Source organism: Paraburkholderia sp. BR10937, from assembly GCF_040965695.1.
Classification (GTDB): Bacteria; Pseudomonadota; Gammaproteobacteria; order Burkholderiales; family Burkholderiaceae; genus Paraburkholderia.
Genome location: NZ_JBFRCL010000003.1, coordinates 164,266 through 178,853 on the forward strand (window position 1 = coordinate 164,266; position 14,588 = coordinate 178,853).

11 protein-coding genes are annotated in these 14,588 nt (G+C 67.7%); 4 read left to right on the forward strand and 7 right to left on the reverse strand.

Going from position 1 to position 14,588, the window contains the following annotated elements:
• Positions 1-9: 9 nt before the first annotated feature.
• Both AB4Y44_RS04210 and AB4Y44_RS04215 read left to right on the forward strand, forming a co-directional pair.
• Positions 10-1,269 (forward strand): Zn-dependent hydrolase, encoded by a 1,260-nt coding sequence (locus AB4Y44_RS04210; RefSeq protein WP_368698787.1) that lies wholly within the window; start codon positions 10-12, stop codon positions 1,267-1,269.
• A gap of 15 nt (positions 1,270-1,284) precedes the next feature.
• Positions 1,285-2,307, forward strand: a complete 1,023-nt coding sequence (locus AB4Y44_RS04215; RefSeq protein ID WP_368698788.1) for a histone deacetylase family protein — start codon at positions 1,285-1,287, stop codon at positions 2,305-2,307.
• A gap of 20 nt (positions 2,308-2,327) precedes the next feature.
• Here the strand turns inward: AB4Y44_RS04215 and AB4Y44_RS04220 are convergent, their stop codons facing one another.
• The 7 genes from AB4Y44_RS04220 to AB4Y44_RS04250 all read right to left on the reverse strand — a co-directional run bounded on the left by AB4Y44_RS04220 (position 2,328) and on the right by AB4Y44_RS04250 (position 10,815).
• Positions 2,328-3,533 (reverse strand): chromate transporter, encoded by a 1,206-nt coding sequence (locus AB4Y44_RS04220; protein WP_368698789.1) that lies wholly within the window; start codon positions 3,531-3,533, stop codon positions 2,328-2,330.
• A 111-nt stretch (positions 3,534-3,644) separates the two neighbouring features.
• Positions 3,645-6,020, reverse strand: coding sequence for an EAL domain-containing protein (locus tag AB4Y44_RS04225; RefSeq protein WP_342920976.1), 2,376 nt, complete (start codon positions 6,018-6,020; stop codon positions 3,645-3,647).
• Between the two features lie 319 nt (positions 6,021-6,339).
• Entirely contained in the window at positions 6,340-7,218 is an 879-nt protein-coding gene (locus tag AB4Y44_RS04230; protein WP_342920977.1) for a PhzF family phenazine biosynthesis protein, read from the reverse strand.
• 133 nt (positions 7,219-7,351) lie between these two features.
• Positions 7,352-7,816, reverse strand: a complete 465-nt coding sequence (locus AB4Y44_RS04235) for a RidA family protein (RefSeq protein WP_069265377.1) — start codon at positions 7,814-7,816, stop codon at positions 7,352-7,354.
• Between the two features lie 72 nt (positions 7,817-7,888).
• The gene (locus AB4Y44_RS04240) at positions 7,889-9,088 is read right to left on the reverse strand and encodes a PLP-dependent aminotransferase family protein (RefSeq protein ID WP_342920978.1); all 1,200 of its coding nucleotides are present in this window, start codon (positions 9,086-9,088) and stop codon (positions 7,889-7,891) included.
• 109 nt (positions 9,089-9,197) lie between these two features.
• The gene (locus AB4Y44_RS04245; RefSeq protein WP_368698790.1) at positions 9,198-10,103 is read right to left on the reverse strand and encodes a DMT family transporter; all 906 of its coding nucleotides are present in this window, start codon (positions 10,101-10,103) and stop codon (positions 9,198-9,200) included.
• A gap of 22 nt (positions 10,104-10,125) precedes the next feature.
• Positions 10,126-10,815 (reverse strand): VOC family protein, encoded by a 690-nt coding sequence (locus tag AB4Y44_RS04250; protein ID WP_368698791.1) that lies wholly within the window; start codon positions 10,813-10,815, stop codon positions 10,126-10,128.
• 193 nt (positions 10,816-11,008) lie between these two features.
• On the opposite strand from AB4Y44_RS04250, the gene AB4Y44_RS04255 reads away from it, so the two are divergent.
• Positions 11,009-12,505 carry a PLP-dependent aminotransferase family protein gene (locus AB4Y44_RS04255; RefSeq protein WP_368698792.1) on the forward strand — a complete coding sequence of 499 codons (1,497 nt, stop codon included), beginning with the start codon at positions 11,009-11,011 and terminating at the stop codon, positions 12,503-12,505.
• Positions 12,506-12,641: 136 nt separating this feature from the next.
• On the forward strand, positions 12,642-14,555 hold the full coding sequence (gene htpG / locus AB4Y44_RS04260) for a molecular chaperone HtpG (RefSeq protein WP_368698793.1): 1,914 nt from the start codon (positions 12,642-12,644) through the stop codon (positions 14,553-14,555).
• Positions 14,556-14,588: the final 33 nt, after the last annotated feature.

The window sequence follows — 14,588 nt, forward strand, 5'->3', positions numbered from 1 at the left end:
GATGGACCGATGAAAGACCTTTTGCGGATCGACGGCCCGCGCCTGTGGGCGAGCCTCATGGAGATGGCGCGCATTGGCGCGACGGCGGGCGGCGGCGTGCGCCGCCTCGCGCTCAGCGAAGAAGACCGGCGCGGGCGTGACCTGTTCGCGCGCTGGTGCCGCGAGGCGGGCATGACGGTGTGGACCGACGAAGTGGGGAACCTGTTCGCGCGCCGCGATGGCGACGACGCGCAGGCCGCGCCGGTGCTGATGGGCAGTCACCTCGACACGCAGCCCGAAGGCGGCCGTTTCGACGGCGTCTACGGCGTGCTCGCCGCGCTCGAAGTCGTGCGCGCGCTCAACGATGCGGGCGCACGCACCGTGAAGCCTGTCGAGATCTGCTCGTGGACCAACGAGGAGGGCGCGCGCTTCACGCCGGCGATGCTGGGCTCGGCGGTGTTCGCGGGCGCGATGACGCCGGCGGACGCCCTGGCGCGCACGGACGCCGACGGCGTGACGCTCGGCGCGGCGCTCGACGCCTGCGGCGCGCGCGGCACGCGTGCCGTGCAAGGCGTGGCCGTCGATGCCTACTTCGAGGCCCATATCGAGCAGGGCCCGATTCTGGAGGCGAACGAGACGACCATCGGCGTCGTGACGGGCGGCCAGGCGATCCGCTGGTTCGACGTGAGTGTCACGGGCGTGGCCGCGCACGCGGGGACGACGCCAATGCGCTATCGCAAGGATGCATGGTTCGGCGCGGCGCAGATGTCGCTCGAGATCGAGCGCACGATGGCGCGCTACGCACCGCTCGGTCTGGTGACGATCGGCCAGGCGCAGATCGCGAACGCGTCGCGCAACACGATCGCGGCGAACCTGACGTTCACCGTCGATCTGCGCCATCCCGACGATGCGCAACTCGACGCGATGGAGCGCGACTTGCGCGCGCTATGCGCGGACGTGGCCGCACAGCGCGGCCTCGGCGTGCAGATCGCGCATTGCTGGACGAGCCCCGCCACGCCGTTCGACGCGCAGTGCGTCGAACTGGTCGAGCAGGCAACGGCGCGCTTCGGTTATCCGCACGAGCGTATCGTGAGCGGTGCGGGCCACGACGCGATCCACCTCGCACGCTACTGCCCGACCGCGATGGTGTTCATTCCCTGCGTGGACGGCCTCTCGCACAACGAGGCCGAGGACGCCTTGCCGGAAGACGTCACCGCCGGCGCGAACGTGCTGCTCAACGCCGTCGCGGTGCGCGCAGGCGTGCGCTTGATTGTTGCCGCCGACGCGTAAAGAGGAGAACTGAACATGAAGACCTGGTTCCACCCCGATCAGCTGCTGCACCATCCGCGCGCCTATTTCTCGCGCGGCCAGTTGCGTGCCCCGCAGGAAGTGCCGCAGCGCGCCGAGCATCTGGTTGCCGCGGCGCGCTCGCTCGGCTTCGACGTGCAGGCGCCCGCCGACTTCGGTACCGCGCCCATCGCCGCCGTGCACGACATGAACTATCTGCGTTTTCTCGAGGAAGCGCACACCGAATGGAAGCGCGTGCCCGAGGATTGGGGCGAAGAGGTGATGTCGAACATTTACGTGCGCGAGCCGAATCCGCTGCGCGGCGTGCTCGCGCAGGCGGCGCGCTATCTCGCGGACGGCAGTTGCCCCATCGGTGCGAACACCTGGCGCGCGGCCTACTGGTCGGCGCAAAGCGCGCTGGCGGCCGCCGCATGCGTGAACGAGGGCGCGCGCGAGTCGTATGCGCTCTCGCGTCCGCCCGGCCATCATGCCCGCGCGGACGCGGCCGGCGGCTTCTGCTATCTGAACAACGCGGCCATCGCGGCGCAATCGCTGCGCAGCCGCTTCGCGCGCGTGGCGATCCTCGACACCGACATGCACCACGGCCAGGGCGTCCAGGAGATCTTCTACGGCCGCAGCGACGTGCTCTATATCTCGATCCATGGCGACCCGACCAACTTCTATCCCGTGGTGGCGGGCTACGAGGACGAGCGCGGCGACGGCGCGGGCGAGGGCTACAACGTCAATCTGCCGATGCCGCATGGCGCATCGGAAGCCGACTTCTTCGAGCGCGTGGAAGCGGCGCTGCGCGTCCTTGGGCGCTTCGAGCCGGACGCGCTCGTGCTGGCGCTAGGCTTTGACATCTACAAGGACGATCCGCAGTCGAAGGTCGCCGTAACGACCGGAGGCTTCGGCCGGCTCGGCACGGCGATCGGCGCGCTCGGCCTGCCTTCGGTGATCGTGCAGGAAGGCGGCTATCACCTCGAAAGCCTCGAAGACAACGCGCGCGCGTTCTTCGGCGGCTTTACGGGGGCGCGTTGATCACTGCGTGAACGCGTGCTTCAGGCCAGCAGCAGCCGCGCCCCGCACGCGAGTCCCACCGTCGCGTAAACCGCGTAGGCGGGGAGCCTGAGCTTGCCGAAGCACATCGCCGAGAAGACGGCCGTCAGCAGATACGACAGATGCAACGGCACGTGCCGCGCGATATGCCAGACGGCAATCGCGAGGAACGCGGTGGTCGCGGCGCGCAGCACGCGCATGGCGTGCTCGAAGCGCAGGTTCGCCTTCATGCGGTGCAGGTGGCGCCGCGCGAGCACGACGAGGCAGCCCGACGGCACGAACAGCGCGAGCGTGGCGACGAGCGCGCCGACCCAGCCATCGACGAGATAGCCGAAGAAGGGCACCACGTTCAGAAGCGGCCCCGGCGAAAGCGGCGAGAGCGTGAACGCCAGCGTGAAGTCGTCGTTGGTGATGCCGACCGCGGGCGTGACGAACAGCGTTTTCAACACGGGCAGCGCCGAAAAGCCGCCGCCGAACAGCGTCATGCCCGCGCCCGCGAGACGCGGCCAGAGCAGCGCCGAGTCGAGCGCATGCGGCAGCGGCAGTGCGAACACGACGATCAGCGCGGCCAGCGCGGCGAGCAACTGCACGTCGCGCCGCGTCACGCGCAACTCGAGCCGCTGCGAACGCACCGGGCTCGCGAGCCAACCCGCGGCAAACGCAACGAGCAGAATCGCCACGTAGGCCGCGCCGCTCGCCGCGAGCGCGAGGGCCGCGCAGGCTGCGATCGCCACGCCCCATTCAAGCGGGCCGCGCACGAGCGCACGCGTTTGCCGGTACCAGGTCACGCCGATCAGCATGGCGAGCACCACGCTGAAATGGTCGAGCAGCGTACGCGAGGCGACCGCGTGCACGAGCGGTGTGCGGTAGAAAATGGCGAACAGCGTCATCAGCGCGAAGAAGGGCAGCACGCTCGCCGCGCCTGCGACCCAGGCGCCCGCGCGTCCGCGCAGCGCATGGCCGAGTTGCACCGCGACGTTGCAGCCCACCGGCCCCGGCACCATCCAGGCGAGTGCTACCAGATCCGAGAACGCGGTTTGCGTGAGACGCGTTTCGCGCTCCACGTAGTGCTGCTCGAGTTGCGCCATGAGTGCGAGGCCGCCCCATGAGACCGCGGAGACGGTCAGCACGACGCGAAAGAGCGTGAGGAGCGGTTCGTGGTGGTCGCGGATTGGCGCCGCGATCGCTTCGTCGGTGCGGGTTTGCATGGCTGCATCATGCGTGCGAAGGTCCGTGCGGGTCTGTGCGCGAAGGCACGCGCTTCGCGCAACTCACTGAATAACCCGTGGAAAATGCGCAACCTGCGCGCTGTCCCTGCGTCAGCGCGATTGCGGCGCGTCGCTCAGCCGCTCGCTGCGGCGCTCTTCGCGTGCGGCTTGCGTGCCCGCCGGCTGCGTCGCGCTGCACACGCCGAAGCGCTCGATCAGCGCGGCCACGCCTTCCACGGGCACGGGGCGCGAGAACAGGAAGCCCTGCGCCTCGATCGGGCCGAGCGCGGAGAGCCACGCGATCTGCTCCTCGGTTTCGGTGCCCTCGACGACCACCGTGAGCCCGAGCGAGCGCGCGAGATTGACGATCGCCGAGACCATCACACACACGCTGCGGTCGGCGGGGATGGCCTGCACGAACGAGCGGTCGACCTTGAGCGTGTCGACGGCGAAGCGGTTCAGGTAGGAGAGCGACGAATAGCCGGTGCCGAAGTCGTCGAGCGCGACGCGCACGCCAAGGCGCTTGAGCGCGAAGATTTTCTCCGATACCAGCTCCGGGTACTCCATCATCGCGGTTTCGGTGATCTCGAGTTCGAGCCGGTGCGCGGCAATGCCGGTTTCCTCGATGGCGCGTGCCACGGTCTCGTACAGGTCGCCGCGCCAGAACTGCACCGCCGAGATGTTGATGGCGAGCGTGAGCGACTCGTAGCCCTGCTGCTGCCACTGCGCGAGCTGCGCGCACGCGGTGCGGATCACGAAGTCGCCTACCGGCACGATGAGGCCCGTGGATTCGGCCACGGGAATGAACTCGCCCGCGGGAATCAGCCCGTATTGCGGATGGTTCCAGCGCACGAGCGCCTCGAAGCCCGTGATGCAGCGCCGGCGCAGATCGATCTTCGGCTGATAGGCGAGAAAGAGCTGGTCTTCGGCGAGCGCGACGCGCAATTGCTGCTCCCACTTCATCAAGTGATCGGCGCGGTGGGCGAGCTGCGGCGAGTAGAAGCGAAAGCAGTTGCGTCCGGCTTCCTTCGCGGCATACATCGCGAGGTCGGCCTTCTTGAGCAGATCGATTTCGCTTTCGTGCGCGACCGCGAAGAGCGCGATGCCCGTGCTCGCGTGCAGCACGAAGGCGCTGCCGCGCACGTCGAACGGATGTGTGAACGCGGCGTTGGTGGCTTCGGCGAGCGCGATCGCGCGTTTTTCGATGTCGTCGCCCTTGACGATCACCACGAACTCGTCGCCGCCGATACGCGCGAGCGTGCCCGCGCCGCCCACGGCGTCGGCGAGGCGCGCGGCGCTCATCTGCAGCACGATGTCGCCGGCGTTGTGGCCGAGCGTGTCGTTGACCGTCTTGAAGTTGTCGAGGTCGATGAAGAGGATGGCGAGGCGCCCGAGGTTGCCCGGCTGCGAGACTTCATGGCGCAGGCGCTGCAGCGTGGCGTAGCGGTTGGGCAGGCCCGTGAGCAGGTCGTACTGCACGAGCTGCGACATCTCGCGCTCGCGCCCGAGCAGCTTGCCGATCAGTCCCGTGGCCACGGCGAAGAACGAGAGCATGGCGAGCGAGATGAACGTCGCCATCATCAGGTAGACGTCACGCGTGTGGTTGTAGTCGGCGAATTCCTCGGCCTGCGAGAGACCGACCAGCACGGCGAGCGGATAGCCATCGATATGGCGGTACGAGACGATGCGCGTGACGTGATCGATCGGGTCGACGTAGGTGCCCGACACATGCTCGGAAATGGGATACACGCCGCTTGCGGAGAACGTGCCGTTCGCGCGCTCGGCGCTGCCCGTGCGGCGCGCGAGCACGGCGCCGCTGTCCGAGATCACGGCGATCACGCCGTCACGGCCGATCGCGGCGTTGTTGTAGAAGTCGCTCGTGAAGTAGCTCGGGTCCTCAGAAACCACGACGACGCCCGCGAACGAGCCGTCCGGATGATTGAGGCGGCGCGTCATCTGCAGGGTCCAGTGGGCGGACACGCGGCCGAGCACCGGCTTGCTGATATAAAGCTGGTCGTCGTTCTCGTGCTCGTGCACCTTGAAGTGCTCGCGGTCCGAGAGGTCGATGGGCTTGGGATTCGGTTCGGCCGTGTTGGCGACGAGCGTGCCGTGCTCGTCGATGATCGACACCTGCACGAGCGAGTCGCTCTGCACCACACCCTTCTCGACCGTGCTGCCGAGATCGAAGCGGCCCGGCGACTTTTCGAACTCGTACTTCACGAAGCGCGTGATCTGGTCGACCTGGTGGATCGCCTTGACGGTGTGCTGTTCGAGCGCCGCTGAGAGGATCGCCGCCGAGGCCGTGGCCTCGCGCATGGTCGCCTCCTTCTCGACGGACAGACGCGTGAAGATGACCGCCCACAGCAGCACGAGCACCAGCACGCCGAGCAGCGGAATGGCGAGCAGCGCGCGCGGACGCGTGTAGGCCGGGCCGGGCGCGTTGCGCAGGCTCGAATCGCGCGAGAACGGACCCCGCGTGGTGCTCATCGCGGCCGCCGGAGGCGCGTGAGCTCACACCGCGGATGCGGCGGCCGGAACGGCAAGGATGCGCTCGGTTGAATCGGCGGCATGAATAACGGATGGCTGGGGGAACACGTGCATTGCGCGCGCGCAATGCACGCCGGACGCGTCGTGCGTCCGATGTTTCGATATTACTGGTTGGGGAATGATTAAGGAAGCTGTGGTCCCCCGGGTATACGCGAGGGTCGCCTCAACGCGCGCGCGATGCCCATGTGCGGTGCATGGCTGCGAGGCGGTGCATCGTGGTCGATGCACCTTGCATGAAACGGGCTGTTGCTGCAGGCGCCTAGCCGAGCCGGCAGCTCCCGTCGACGACTGTCACCGAGTGGCCGCCAATCCAGATCTTTTTCGCCGCATCGTCATAGTCTACGCGCACGCGCCCGTCGCGGCCGAGCGCCGTGCCTTGACGCACCGTATAGCGTGCGCCCGGACGCCGGTTCTGCTGTTCGAGCAGCATGGCGATGGCGGCGTTCGCGCTGCCGGTGACGGGGTCTTCGCCCTTGCCGAGGCCGGTCATGAGGCAGCGCACTTCGAAGGTTGCGGGACCATCGGCCTCATGTGGCCCATAGGCGGCCACGCCGTGTGCGCCCACGCTCGCGGCAACGGCTTCGATCGCCTCGTAGTCGACGTCGAGCGCGAGCACCGCTTGCGCCGACGCGAGACGCACGACGAGCCAGGGCGCGCCGTTGTCGACGCCGCAGGGCGCCGCCGTGAAGTCGACGGCGTCCGAGCGCAGCGCCGTGCGCAATGCGTCGAACTGTGCGGCGGCGAGCGGCGTCACGCGCGCGGGCGGCGCAGCGAAGGCCCACGCACCGTTCTCCGCGGCGGCCAGATCGATGAGACCCGCGCCGCATTCCTGCACGAGGCGGGCGGGCGTCTTCGGTGCGCGGCCGCTTTCGAGGAACGCATGCGCCGTGCCGAGCGTCGGATGGCCCGCGAACGGCAGCTCGCCCTTGGTCGTGAAGATGCGCACGCGATAGTCGGCGCGCGCGTCGGCGGGGGCGAGCAGGAAGCTGGTTTCCGAGAGATTGGTCCAGCGCGCGATGGCCTGCATCTCGTCGCCGCTCAAGCCGTCGGCGTCGAACACCACGGCGAGCGGGTTGCCCTTGAAGGGTACCGACGTGAAGACGTCGACCTGTTTAAAGCGGACGCTGGGCTGGGTCATGGCGGGACGATCGTGGAAGGGGAGAGCGGCGCGAGAGGCGCGCCAGGTTGCGCGAACGCACAACAGAAAATGCAGGAACGTGCGCGGACCCCGATGCAGGTTCGCGCACGTTACCAAAGGTCGCCGATGCGGCTTACTCGACTTCGGCGATCAGCTCGATCTCGACGCATGCGCCCAGCGGAATCTGCGCGACGCCGAAGGCCGAGCGCGCGTGCTTGCCCTTCTCGCCGAACACGTCGGCGATCAGCTCCGAAGCGCCGTTCGTGACGACGTGCTGCTCGGTGAAGGTGAGCGTCGAGTTCACGAGGCTCATGAGCTTGACCACGCGCTTGACCTTGTTGAGGTCGCCCGTGTGGGCGTGCAGCGTGGCGAGCAGGTCGATCGCGATCGAGCGCGCGGCGGCCTTGCCTTCCTCGGTCGTGAGCGACTCGCCCAGCTTGCCGGCCCACACCTTGCCGTCCTTCTTGGCGATGTGACCCGACAGGTACACCGTGTTGCCGCTCTGGGCGCTCATCACGTAGGCCGCGGCGGGCGCGCCTGCCTGGGGCAGGGTGATGCCGAGCTGTTCGAGACGGTCGTAAATGTTGATGTCAGCCATGGTCAGGATTCCTCGTTCGGGTGTTGAGTCGGAAAAAGCCTGGCATGACGCCAGGCTTTCGCCGGGCTTGTGTCAGGCCTGCGCGCGGATCAGGGCCGCGAGCTTCGCGACGCCTTCTTCGATCTTCGCGGGCGGCACCGTGACGAACGACAGGCGCAGCTTGTTGTGTTGCGGCTCGTCGGCGAAGAACGGCGCGCCGGGCACGAAGGCCACGTTCTGCGCGACGGCTTCGGCCAGCAGCTTCATGCTGTCGATGTTCGAGGGCAGCGTCACCCAGACGAACATGCCGCCTTCGGGGCGGTTCCAGCTCACGCCTTCGGGCATGTTGCGCTTGAGCGAGTCGAGCATCGCCTCGCACTGGTCGCGATAGAGCGCGCGCACCTTCGGGATGTGCGTGTTGAGGAAGCCGTCCTTCACCACCTCGTAGACGATGCGCTGCGTGAAGCTCGGCGTGTGCAGGTCGGTGGCCTGCTTGGCCTGCACGAGCTTGAAGTGCAGGTCTTCGGGCGCAATGATGTAGCCCACGCGCAGGCCCGGGGCCAGGATCTTCGAGAACGAGCCCAGATGCACGACGTGCTCGGGCGCGAGCGAGTGCACCGTCGGCAGGGGCTCGCCCGCGTAGAGCAGCGCGCCGTAGGGGTCGTCTTCTATCACGGGGAAGGGCGAGTGCTTCGCGAATTCCGCGAGCGCCTGGCGGCGCTCGAGCGGCAGGCGGCGGCCCGTGGGGTTCTGGAAGTTCGGGATCGCGTAGAGCAGGCGTGCGCCGGCCGTGAGCTCGGGCGTCAGGCCTTCGGGCACGAGGCCCTTCTCGTCGGTCGGGACCTGGACGTACTTCGGCTCGTAAAGCGAGAACGACTGCAGCGCGCCGAGGTAGGTGGGCGTTTCCACGAGCACGGGGCTATTGGGGCAGACCAGCACCTTGCCGATCAGGTCGAGCGCCTGCTGCGAACCCGTGGTGATGAGCACCTGCGAGGGACGCACTGTCACGCCGCCCACCGAGTGGCGCGCGGCAATCCATTCGCGCAGCGGCATATAGCCTTCGGTCGCGCTGTACTGGAGGGCGCCCGAAGGGTCGTCGCGCAGGATGCGGTCGGCGGCGGCGCGCATTTCCTCGGCCGGGAAGCTGGCCGGCGCGGGCAGGCCGCCCGCGAACGAAATGACTTCGGGACGCTCGGTGACCTTCAGGATTTCGCGAATCGCCGAGCTGGTCAGCTTGATTGCACGCTCGGACAGTTGCCACGCGGGCGCGGCCTTGAGATCGCTCTGGTCCATGGGGTCTCCTTGTTGGGGTGAGGCGAGTGACGGATTCAGTGGCGGCATGGGGCGCGATCGCATGCCGCCGGATGCCGCCGAAAACCTTGAATTATGACGCGAAACCGGCTCATGCGCGCGCTGGCGCGGGGGCCATGCGGATCGCCGCGCGGCGGCCCAGCACGACCGTGGCGATCACCGCGGCCGCATAGAGCCATGCCGAGGGCGCGACCTGCTCGCCGAAAAAGAGCGCCGAGAACGCCATCGTGAAGAAAATCTGCAGCAGCTGGACCTGGCCCACGCGTGCCGTGCCGCCCATGGCGAGCCCCGCGTACCACGCGAAAAAGCCGATGAACTGCGAAAACAGCGTGACGTAGCCGAAGGCGAGCCAGGTCTCGAGCGCGACGGGGCCGGGATGCGCCACATGATGCGCCCATGCGAGCCAGCCCACGGGCAGCACGAGGAACGGCGCCGAGAGCACGAGCGCCCAGCAGATCACCTGCCAGCCGCCGAGCTGGCGGGCGAGGCGCGCGCCTTCGGCGTAGCCGAGCGCACCGATGCCCACCGCGATGAGCATCCACGCGTCGCCCGCGTGCAGCGAGCCGCCGCCCGCCTGGAGCGCGAACGCGACCACGAGCGCGCTGCCGATCAGCGCGCTGGCCCAGAACGCCTTCGAGGGCCGCTCGTGCGAGAGCCACGCGGCGTAGATCGCCACGGCGAGCGGCTGCAGGCCGTTGACGATGGCGCCGTGCGAGGCCGGCACGGTCTTCATCGCAAAGGCGGAAAACACCGGAAACGCGACGATCACGCCAAGCGACACCACGGCGAGGCTCTTGACCTGTGGCCACGTGGGCCATTTCTCGCGGCGAATGGCGAGCAGCAGCGCGGCCGGCACGGCGGCGGCGAGCGCGCGGCCGAGGCCGTTCAGGAGCGGGTGGAATTCGGCGACGACGATGCGCGTCATCGGCAGCGTCAGGCTGAAGATCATGACGCCGACGAGGCCGAGCAGCATGCCCTGGGTTTCGCGTGCTTTCATGCGGGACTTTGCGCTCGACGGATCAGCGTGCCGGCGCGCCGAGCGTGCGCGGACCGGACGGGGTTTCGAACTGCGCGACGAGCGCGGGCGAGAGGGCTTCCTCCACGGTGATCAGGTGCGCCGCGCCGAGCCACTGAAGCTGCTCGCGCGCCGCCTGCGCCTCGCGGTGAAAGCCGGTGAGCGAGGTGAGCGCGATGCCGGTGTCGGCCAGCACCTGCGACGGATGATGCGCCGTGTCCCACTGGATCAGCGAGGGCAGAATGCCGTCGCCCGCGCCTTGCCAGGCCGGGAAGGCGCCGTCTTCCGGCACCGTGAGCTGCCAGGAGAAGTCGCCGCGCGTCATCGGCACGAGCGCGGGAATGCGCTGGGGATACTGCTCGCGCCAGCGCGCGAGGCTCTTCGGCGGATCGACGCGTGCCACCCAATGCGAGAGGTACGGCCCCTGTTCGAGGCGCGCCTGGACGGCAGGGTCGTCGAGCGCGAACAGGCGCGCGCGGGCGTTCGCTGCACCTTTTGCGGCCGGATCGACGGCGATGACTTCCAGATACGCGCCGCCCCACAGCCCGAGCAGACGGTTGTGCGTGCGCATGAGCGGGTGAGCGCCGCCGCCCGCGGGCGCGACGCCGAGTGCGTCGCTCACGTACTGCACGCCTTCTTCCAGCGTGCGCGCGGCGACGACGAGGTGATCGAGGCGAAGCGGCGAGGCGTTCATGGGCGGGCGATCGGAGCCAGAAGTTTCCAGGGGCCGGAAGGAAGAAGGGCAGGAGGGCGCCTGAACACTGTGCCGACGCCGCTACCGCATCCTTACCGGTACGCATGCGATCAAATGTACCGGTATGGCTGCAGACAGTAACGGTACAATCGGCCCGATAGTGCTCTGTACAGTTCGAGTTCAGGGAGTCCTCATGTCCTCCGTACCGCTAGACCAGATTCCCGCCCCGCACGACGCGGCGACGCTTACGCTCGTCGACCAGCTCGTGCAGTGGGGCCGCCGCCGCATCGAGGAGCGCGTGTTCCGGCCCGGCATGCGCATGCCGTCCATCCGCAAGCTCGCGCTCGACAAGGGTGTGTCGCGCTTCACCGTGGTCGAGGCGTACGAGCGTCTGGTCGCGCAGGGCTACCTCGACTCGCGGCGCGGCTCCGGTTTCTATGTGCGCGAGCGGCTGGCGCTCGTGGCCGGCGGCGAACGCCAGCCGCTGACTGCGGGCGTCCCGGCGCGCGCCGACGCGGTTGCTGCCCCCGCGCCGCCCACCATCGACGTGGTCTGGCTGCTGCGCAACATGCTTCACACATCCACGCGGCCGGAAAAAGGGCCGGGTCTGGGCTATCTGCCCGCGCGCTGGCTGGATGGCGAGCTGCTGACCGGCGCGATGCGCTCGCTTGGCCGCCAGAGCGGCACGCAACTGCTCGGCTTCGGCTCGCCGCAAGGCTTCCTGCCGTTGCGCCAGCAGCTCCAGACGCGCATGGCGGAACTCGAGATCGGCGCGACGCCCGAGCAGATTGTGCTCGTGTCAGGCATCACCCAGGCGATCGACCTGCTCGCGCGCATCTACGTGCAGCCCGGCGACACCGTGATCGTGGGCGACCCCGCGTGGTTCCAGATGTTCGGGCGCTTCGCCTCGCAGGGCGCGCGGCTCGTCGGCATGCCGTACACGCCCGACGGGCCGGACCTCGACGCGCTCGAAGCACTGGTCGAGACCTGGCGGCCGAAAATGCTCGTCATCAATTCGGTCCTGCAAAATCCCACGGGCACCTCGCTGACCGCCGCACAGGCGTTCCGCATTCTGCGGCTTGCCGAACAGTACGACTTCATCGTCGTCGAAGACGATATCTACGGCGACCTCTGCCCGGCGGGCTATCCGGCCACGCGCCTCGCGAGCCTCGACCAGCTTCGCCGCGTGATCTACCTCGGCAGCTTTTCGAAGACGCTCGCGCCGAACCTGCGCGTGGGCTATATCGCGAGTGCGCTCGACGTGACCCAGGCGGTGGCGGACCAGAAAATGCTCGTCGGCATGACGAGTCCCGAACTCAACGAGCGCGTCCTCTACCGCGTGCTCACGGAGGGCCACTACCGGCGTCACGTGGAGCGCCTGCGCGGGCGGCTCGACGGCGTGCGCGACAAGGCCGCGCGCATGCTGGAGCGCGCCGGCTTGCGCCTGTTCGCGGCGCCGGGCGCCGGCATGTTCCTGTGGGCCGACACCGGCGTCGACGCGGACGCGCTCACCGCGGCGGGCCACGAAGCGGGCTTCCTGCTCACGCCGGGGAGCCTGTTCTCGCCGCACCAGTCGCCGACCACGTGGATGCGCTTCAACATCGCCAACTGCGGCGACCCGGCGCTGCCCGCCTTCCTCGCCGACTACCTCGAAGGCGTGGCCCGGCGCGGCGGCGGCGCGCAAGCGTGAATTCGCGGGCGGCGGCTCTTGAAACCTGCGCCGTCTGTCCCCAACTGGGCGGGCGGCGCGCCGCGATGCGAATTGCCTCGAACTCGCGGCCACAAATTTGTCAGACTAGAACTGCAACGAAAGAGGACTCTCGACCATGGCACAAGAAACCATGAGCTTCCAGGCAGAAGTGAAACAGCTTCTGCACCTGATGATCCATTCGCTGTACAGCAACAAGGAAATCTTCCTGCGCGAGCTGATTTCGAACGCATCGGACGCGGCGGACAAGCTGCGCTTCGAGGCGATCGCCAACAGCGCGCTCTATGAGAACGATCCGAACCTGCGCATCCGCGTGAGCTTCGACAAGGAAGCGCGCACCATCACGATCGACGACAACGGCATTGGCATGAGCCACGACGAAGCCGTGTCGCACCTCGGCACGATCGCGCGCTCGGGTACGAAGGAGTTCTTCGGCAGGCTCTCAGGCGACCAGCAGAAGGACGCGGCGCTGATCGGCCAGTTCGGCGTGGGCTTCTATTCGGGCTTCATCGTCGCGGACAAGATCACCGTGGAAAGCCGCCGCGCGGGCCTGACGGCCGCCGAAGGCGTGCGCTGGACGAGCGCGGGCGAGGGCGAGTTCGCTGTCGAGACGATCGAGCGCGCGCAGCGCGGCACGACGATCACGCTGCATCTGCGCGAAGGCGAGGACGAACTGCTTTCCGCCTGGAAGATCAAGTCGATCATCCAGAAGTATTCGGATCACGTCGGCCTGCCCATCGAGATGAAGAAGGAAGAATGGGACGCCGAAAAGAGCGAGATGGTCACGAAGGACGAGTACGAGACCATCAACCAGGCGAGCGCGCTGTGGACGCGTTCGAAGAGCGAGATCAGCGACGAGCAGTATCAGCAGTTCTATCAGCACCTCGCGCACGATCACCAGAACCCGCTCGCGTGGACGCATAACCGCGTGGAAGGCCGCAGCGAATATACGCAGCTGCTTTACGTGCCGTCGCATGCGCCGTTCGACCTGTGGAATCGCGATCACAAGAGCGGTCTGAAGCTCTACGTGAAGCGCGTGTTCATCATGGACGACGCCGAGCAGCTGCTGCCGAACTATCTGCGCTTCGTGAAGGGCGTGGTCGATTCGAGCGATCTGCCGCTCAACGTCTCGCGCGAAATCCTGCAGGAAAGCCGCGATGTCAAGGCGATTCGCGACGGCGTGACCAAGCGCGTGCTGTCGATGCTCGAAGAGATGGCCAACGCTGTGACGGACGCCGAAGCAAGCGAAGAGGACAAGGCCAAGTACGCCACGTTCTGGGCCGAGTTCGGCCAGGTACTCAAGGAAGGCATCGGCGAGGATCACGCCAACCGCGAGCGCGTGGCGAAGCTGGCGCGCTTCGCGTCTACGCACAACGACACGAACGAGCAGACCGTCACGCTCGCCGACTACGTTGCGCGCATGAAGCCCGAGCAGACGAAGATCTACTACGTCACCGCCGACACGTGGCAAGGCGCGACCCACAGCCCGCACCTCGAAGTGTTCCGCAAGAAGGGCGTGGAAGTGCTGCTTCTCACGGACCGCGTGGACGAGTGGATGCTCTCGTTCCTCAACGAGTTCGACGGCAAGCCGCTCGCGAGCGTGGCGCGCGGCGACCTCGACCTGGGCGCGCTCAACGACGAGGAACAGCAGCAGCAGGAGAAGGTGAGCGAGGAATTCAAGCCGCTCGTCGAGCACATGAAGGAAGCGCTCAAGGACAAGGCCAAGGACGTGCGTCTCACGTTCCGCCTGACCGATTCGCCCTCGTGCCTCGTGGCTGACGAAGGCGACATGAGCGGCTACCTGCAGCGCATGCTGAAGGCGGCGGGACAACAGGCGCCGCAGATGCAGCCGATCCTCGAAGTGAACCCGGAGCATCCGCTCGTGAAGGCGCTGCGCACCGATAGCGCGGACTTTGGCGACTGGTGCAATCTCCTGTTCGATCAGGCATTGCTGGCGGAAGGCGGCGCGCTGGAAGATCCGGCCAGCTTCGTCAAGCGTACGAACGCGTTGCTGATTGCCCGCGCCGGTTAACGCGCGCGGCCTGGCATGAGCGAAACCCCTTGC

Excerpts from the sequence above, each read along its gene's own strand:
- AB4Y44_RS04210 (WP_368698787.1), top strand. The coding sequence starts at position 10 with ATGAAAGACCTTTTGCGGATCGACGGCCCGCGCCTGTGGGCGAGCCTC.
- AB4Y44_RS04215 (WP_368698788.1), top strand. The coding sequence starts at position 1,285 with ATGAAGACCTGGTTCCACCCCGATCAGCTGCTGCACCATCCGCGCGCC.
- AB4Y44_RS04220 (WP_368698789.1), bottom strand. The coding sequence starts at position 3,533 with ATGCAAACCCGCACCGACGAAGCGATCGCGGCGCCAATCCGCGACCAC.
- AB4Y44_RS04225 (WP_342920976.1), bottom strand. The coding sequence starts at position 6,020 with ATGAGCACCACGCGGGGTCCGTTCTCGCGCGATTCGAGCCTGCGCAAC.
- AB4Y44_RS04230 (WP_342920977.1), bottom strand. The coding sequence starts at position 7,218 with ATGACCCAGCCCAGCGTCCGCTTTAAACAGGTCGACGTCTTCACGTCG.
- AB4Y44_RS04235 (WP_069265377.1), bottom strand. The coding sequence starts at position 7,816 with ATGGCTGACATCAACATTTACGACCGTCTCGAACAGCTCGGCATCACC.
- AB4Y44_RS04240 (WP_342920978.1), bottom strand. The coding sequence starts at position 9,088 with ATGGACCAGAGCGATCTCAAGGCCGCGCCCGCGTGGCAACTGTCCGAG.
- AB4Y44_RS04245 (WP_368698790.1), bottom strand. The coding sequence starts at position 10,103 with ATGAAAGCACGCGAAACCCAGGGCATGCTGCTCGGCCTCGTCGGCGTC.
- AB4Y44_RS04250 (WP_368698791.1), bottom strand. The coding sequence starts at position 10,815 with ATGAACGCCTCGCCGCTTCGCCTCGATCACCTCGTCGTCGCCGCGCGC.
- AB4Y44_RS04255 (WP_368698792.1), top strand. The coding sequence starts at position 11,009 with ATGTCCTCCGTACCGCTAGACCAGATTCCCGCCCCGCACGACGCGGCG.
- htpG (WP_368698793.1), top strand. The coding sequence starts at position 12,642 with ATGGCACAAGAAACCATGAGCTTCCAGGCAGAAGTGAAACAGCTTCTG.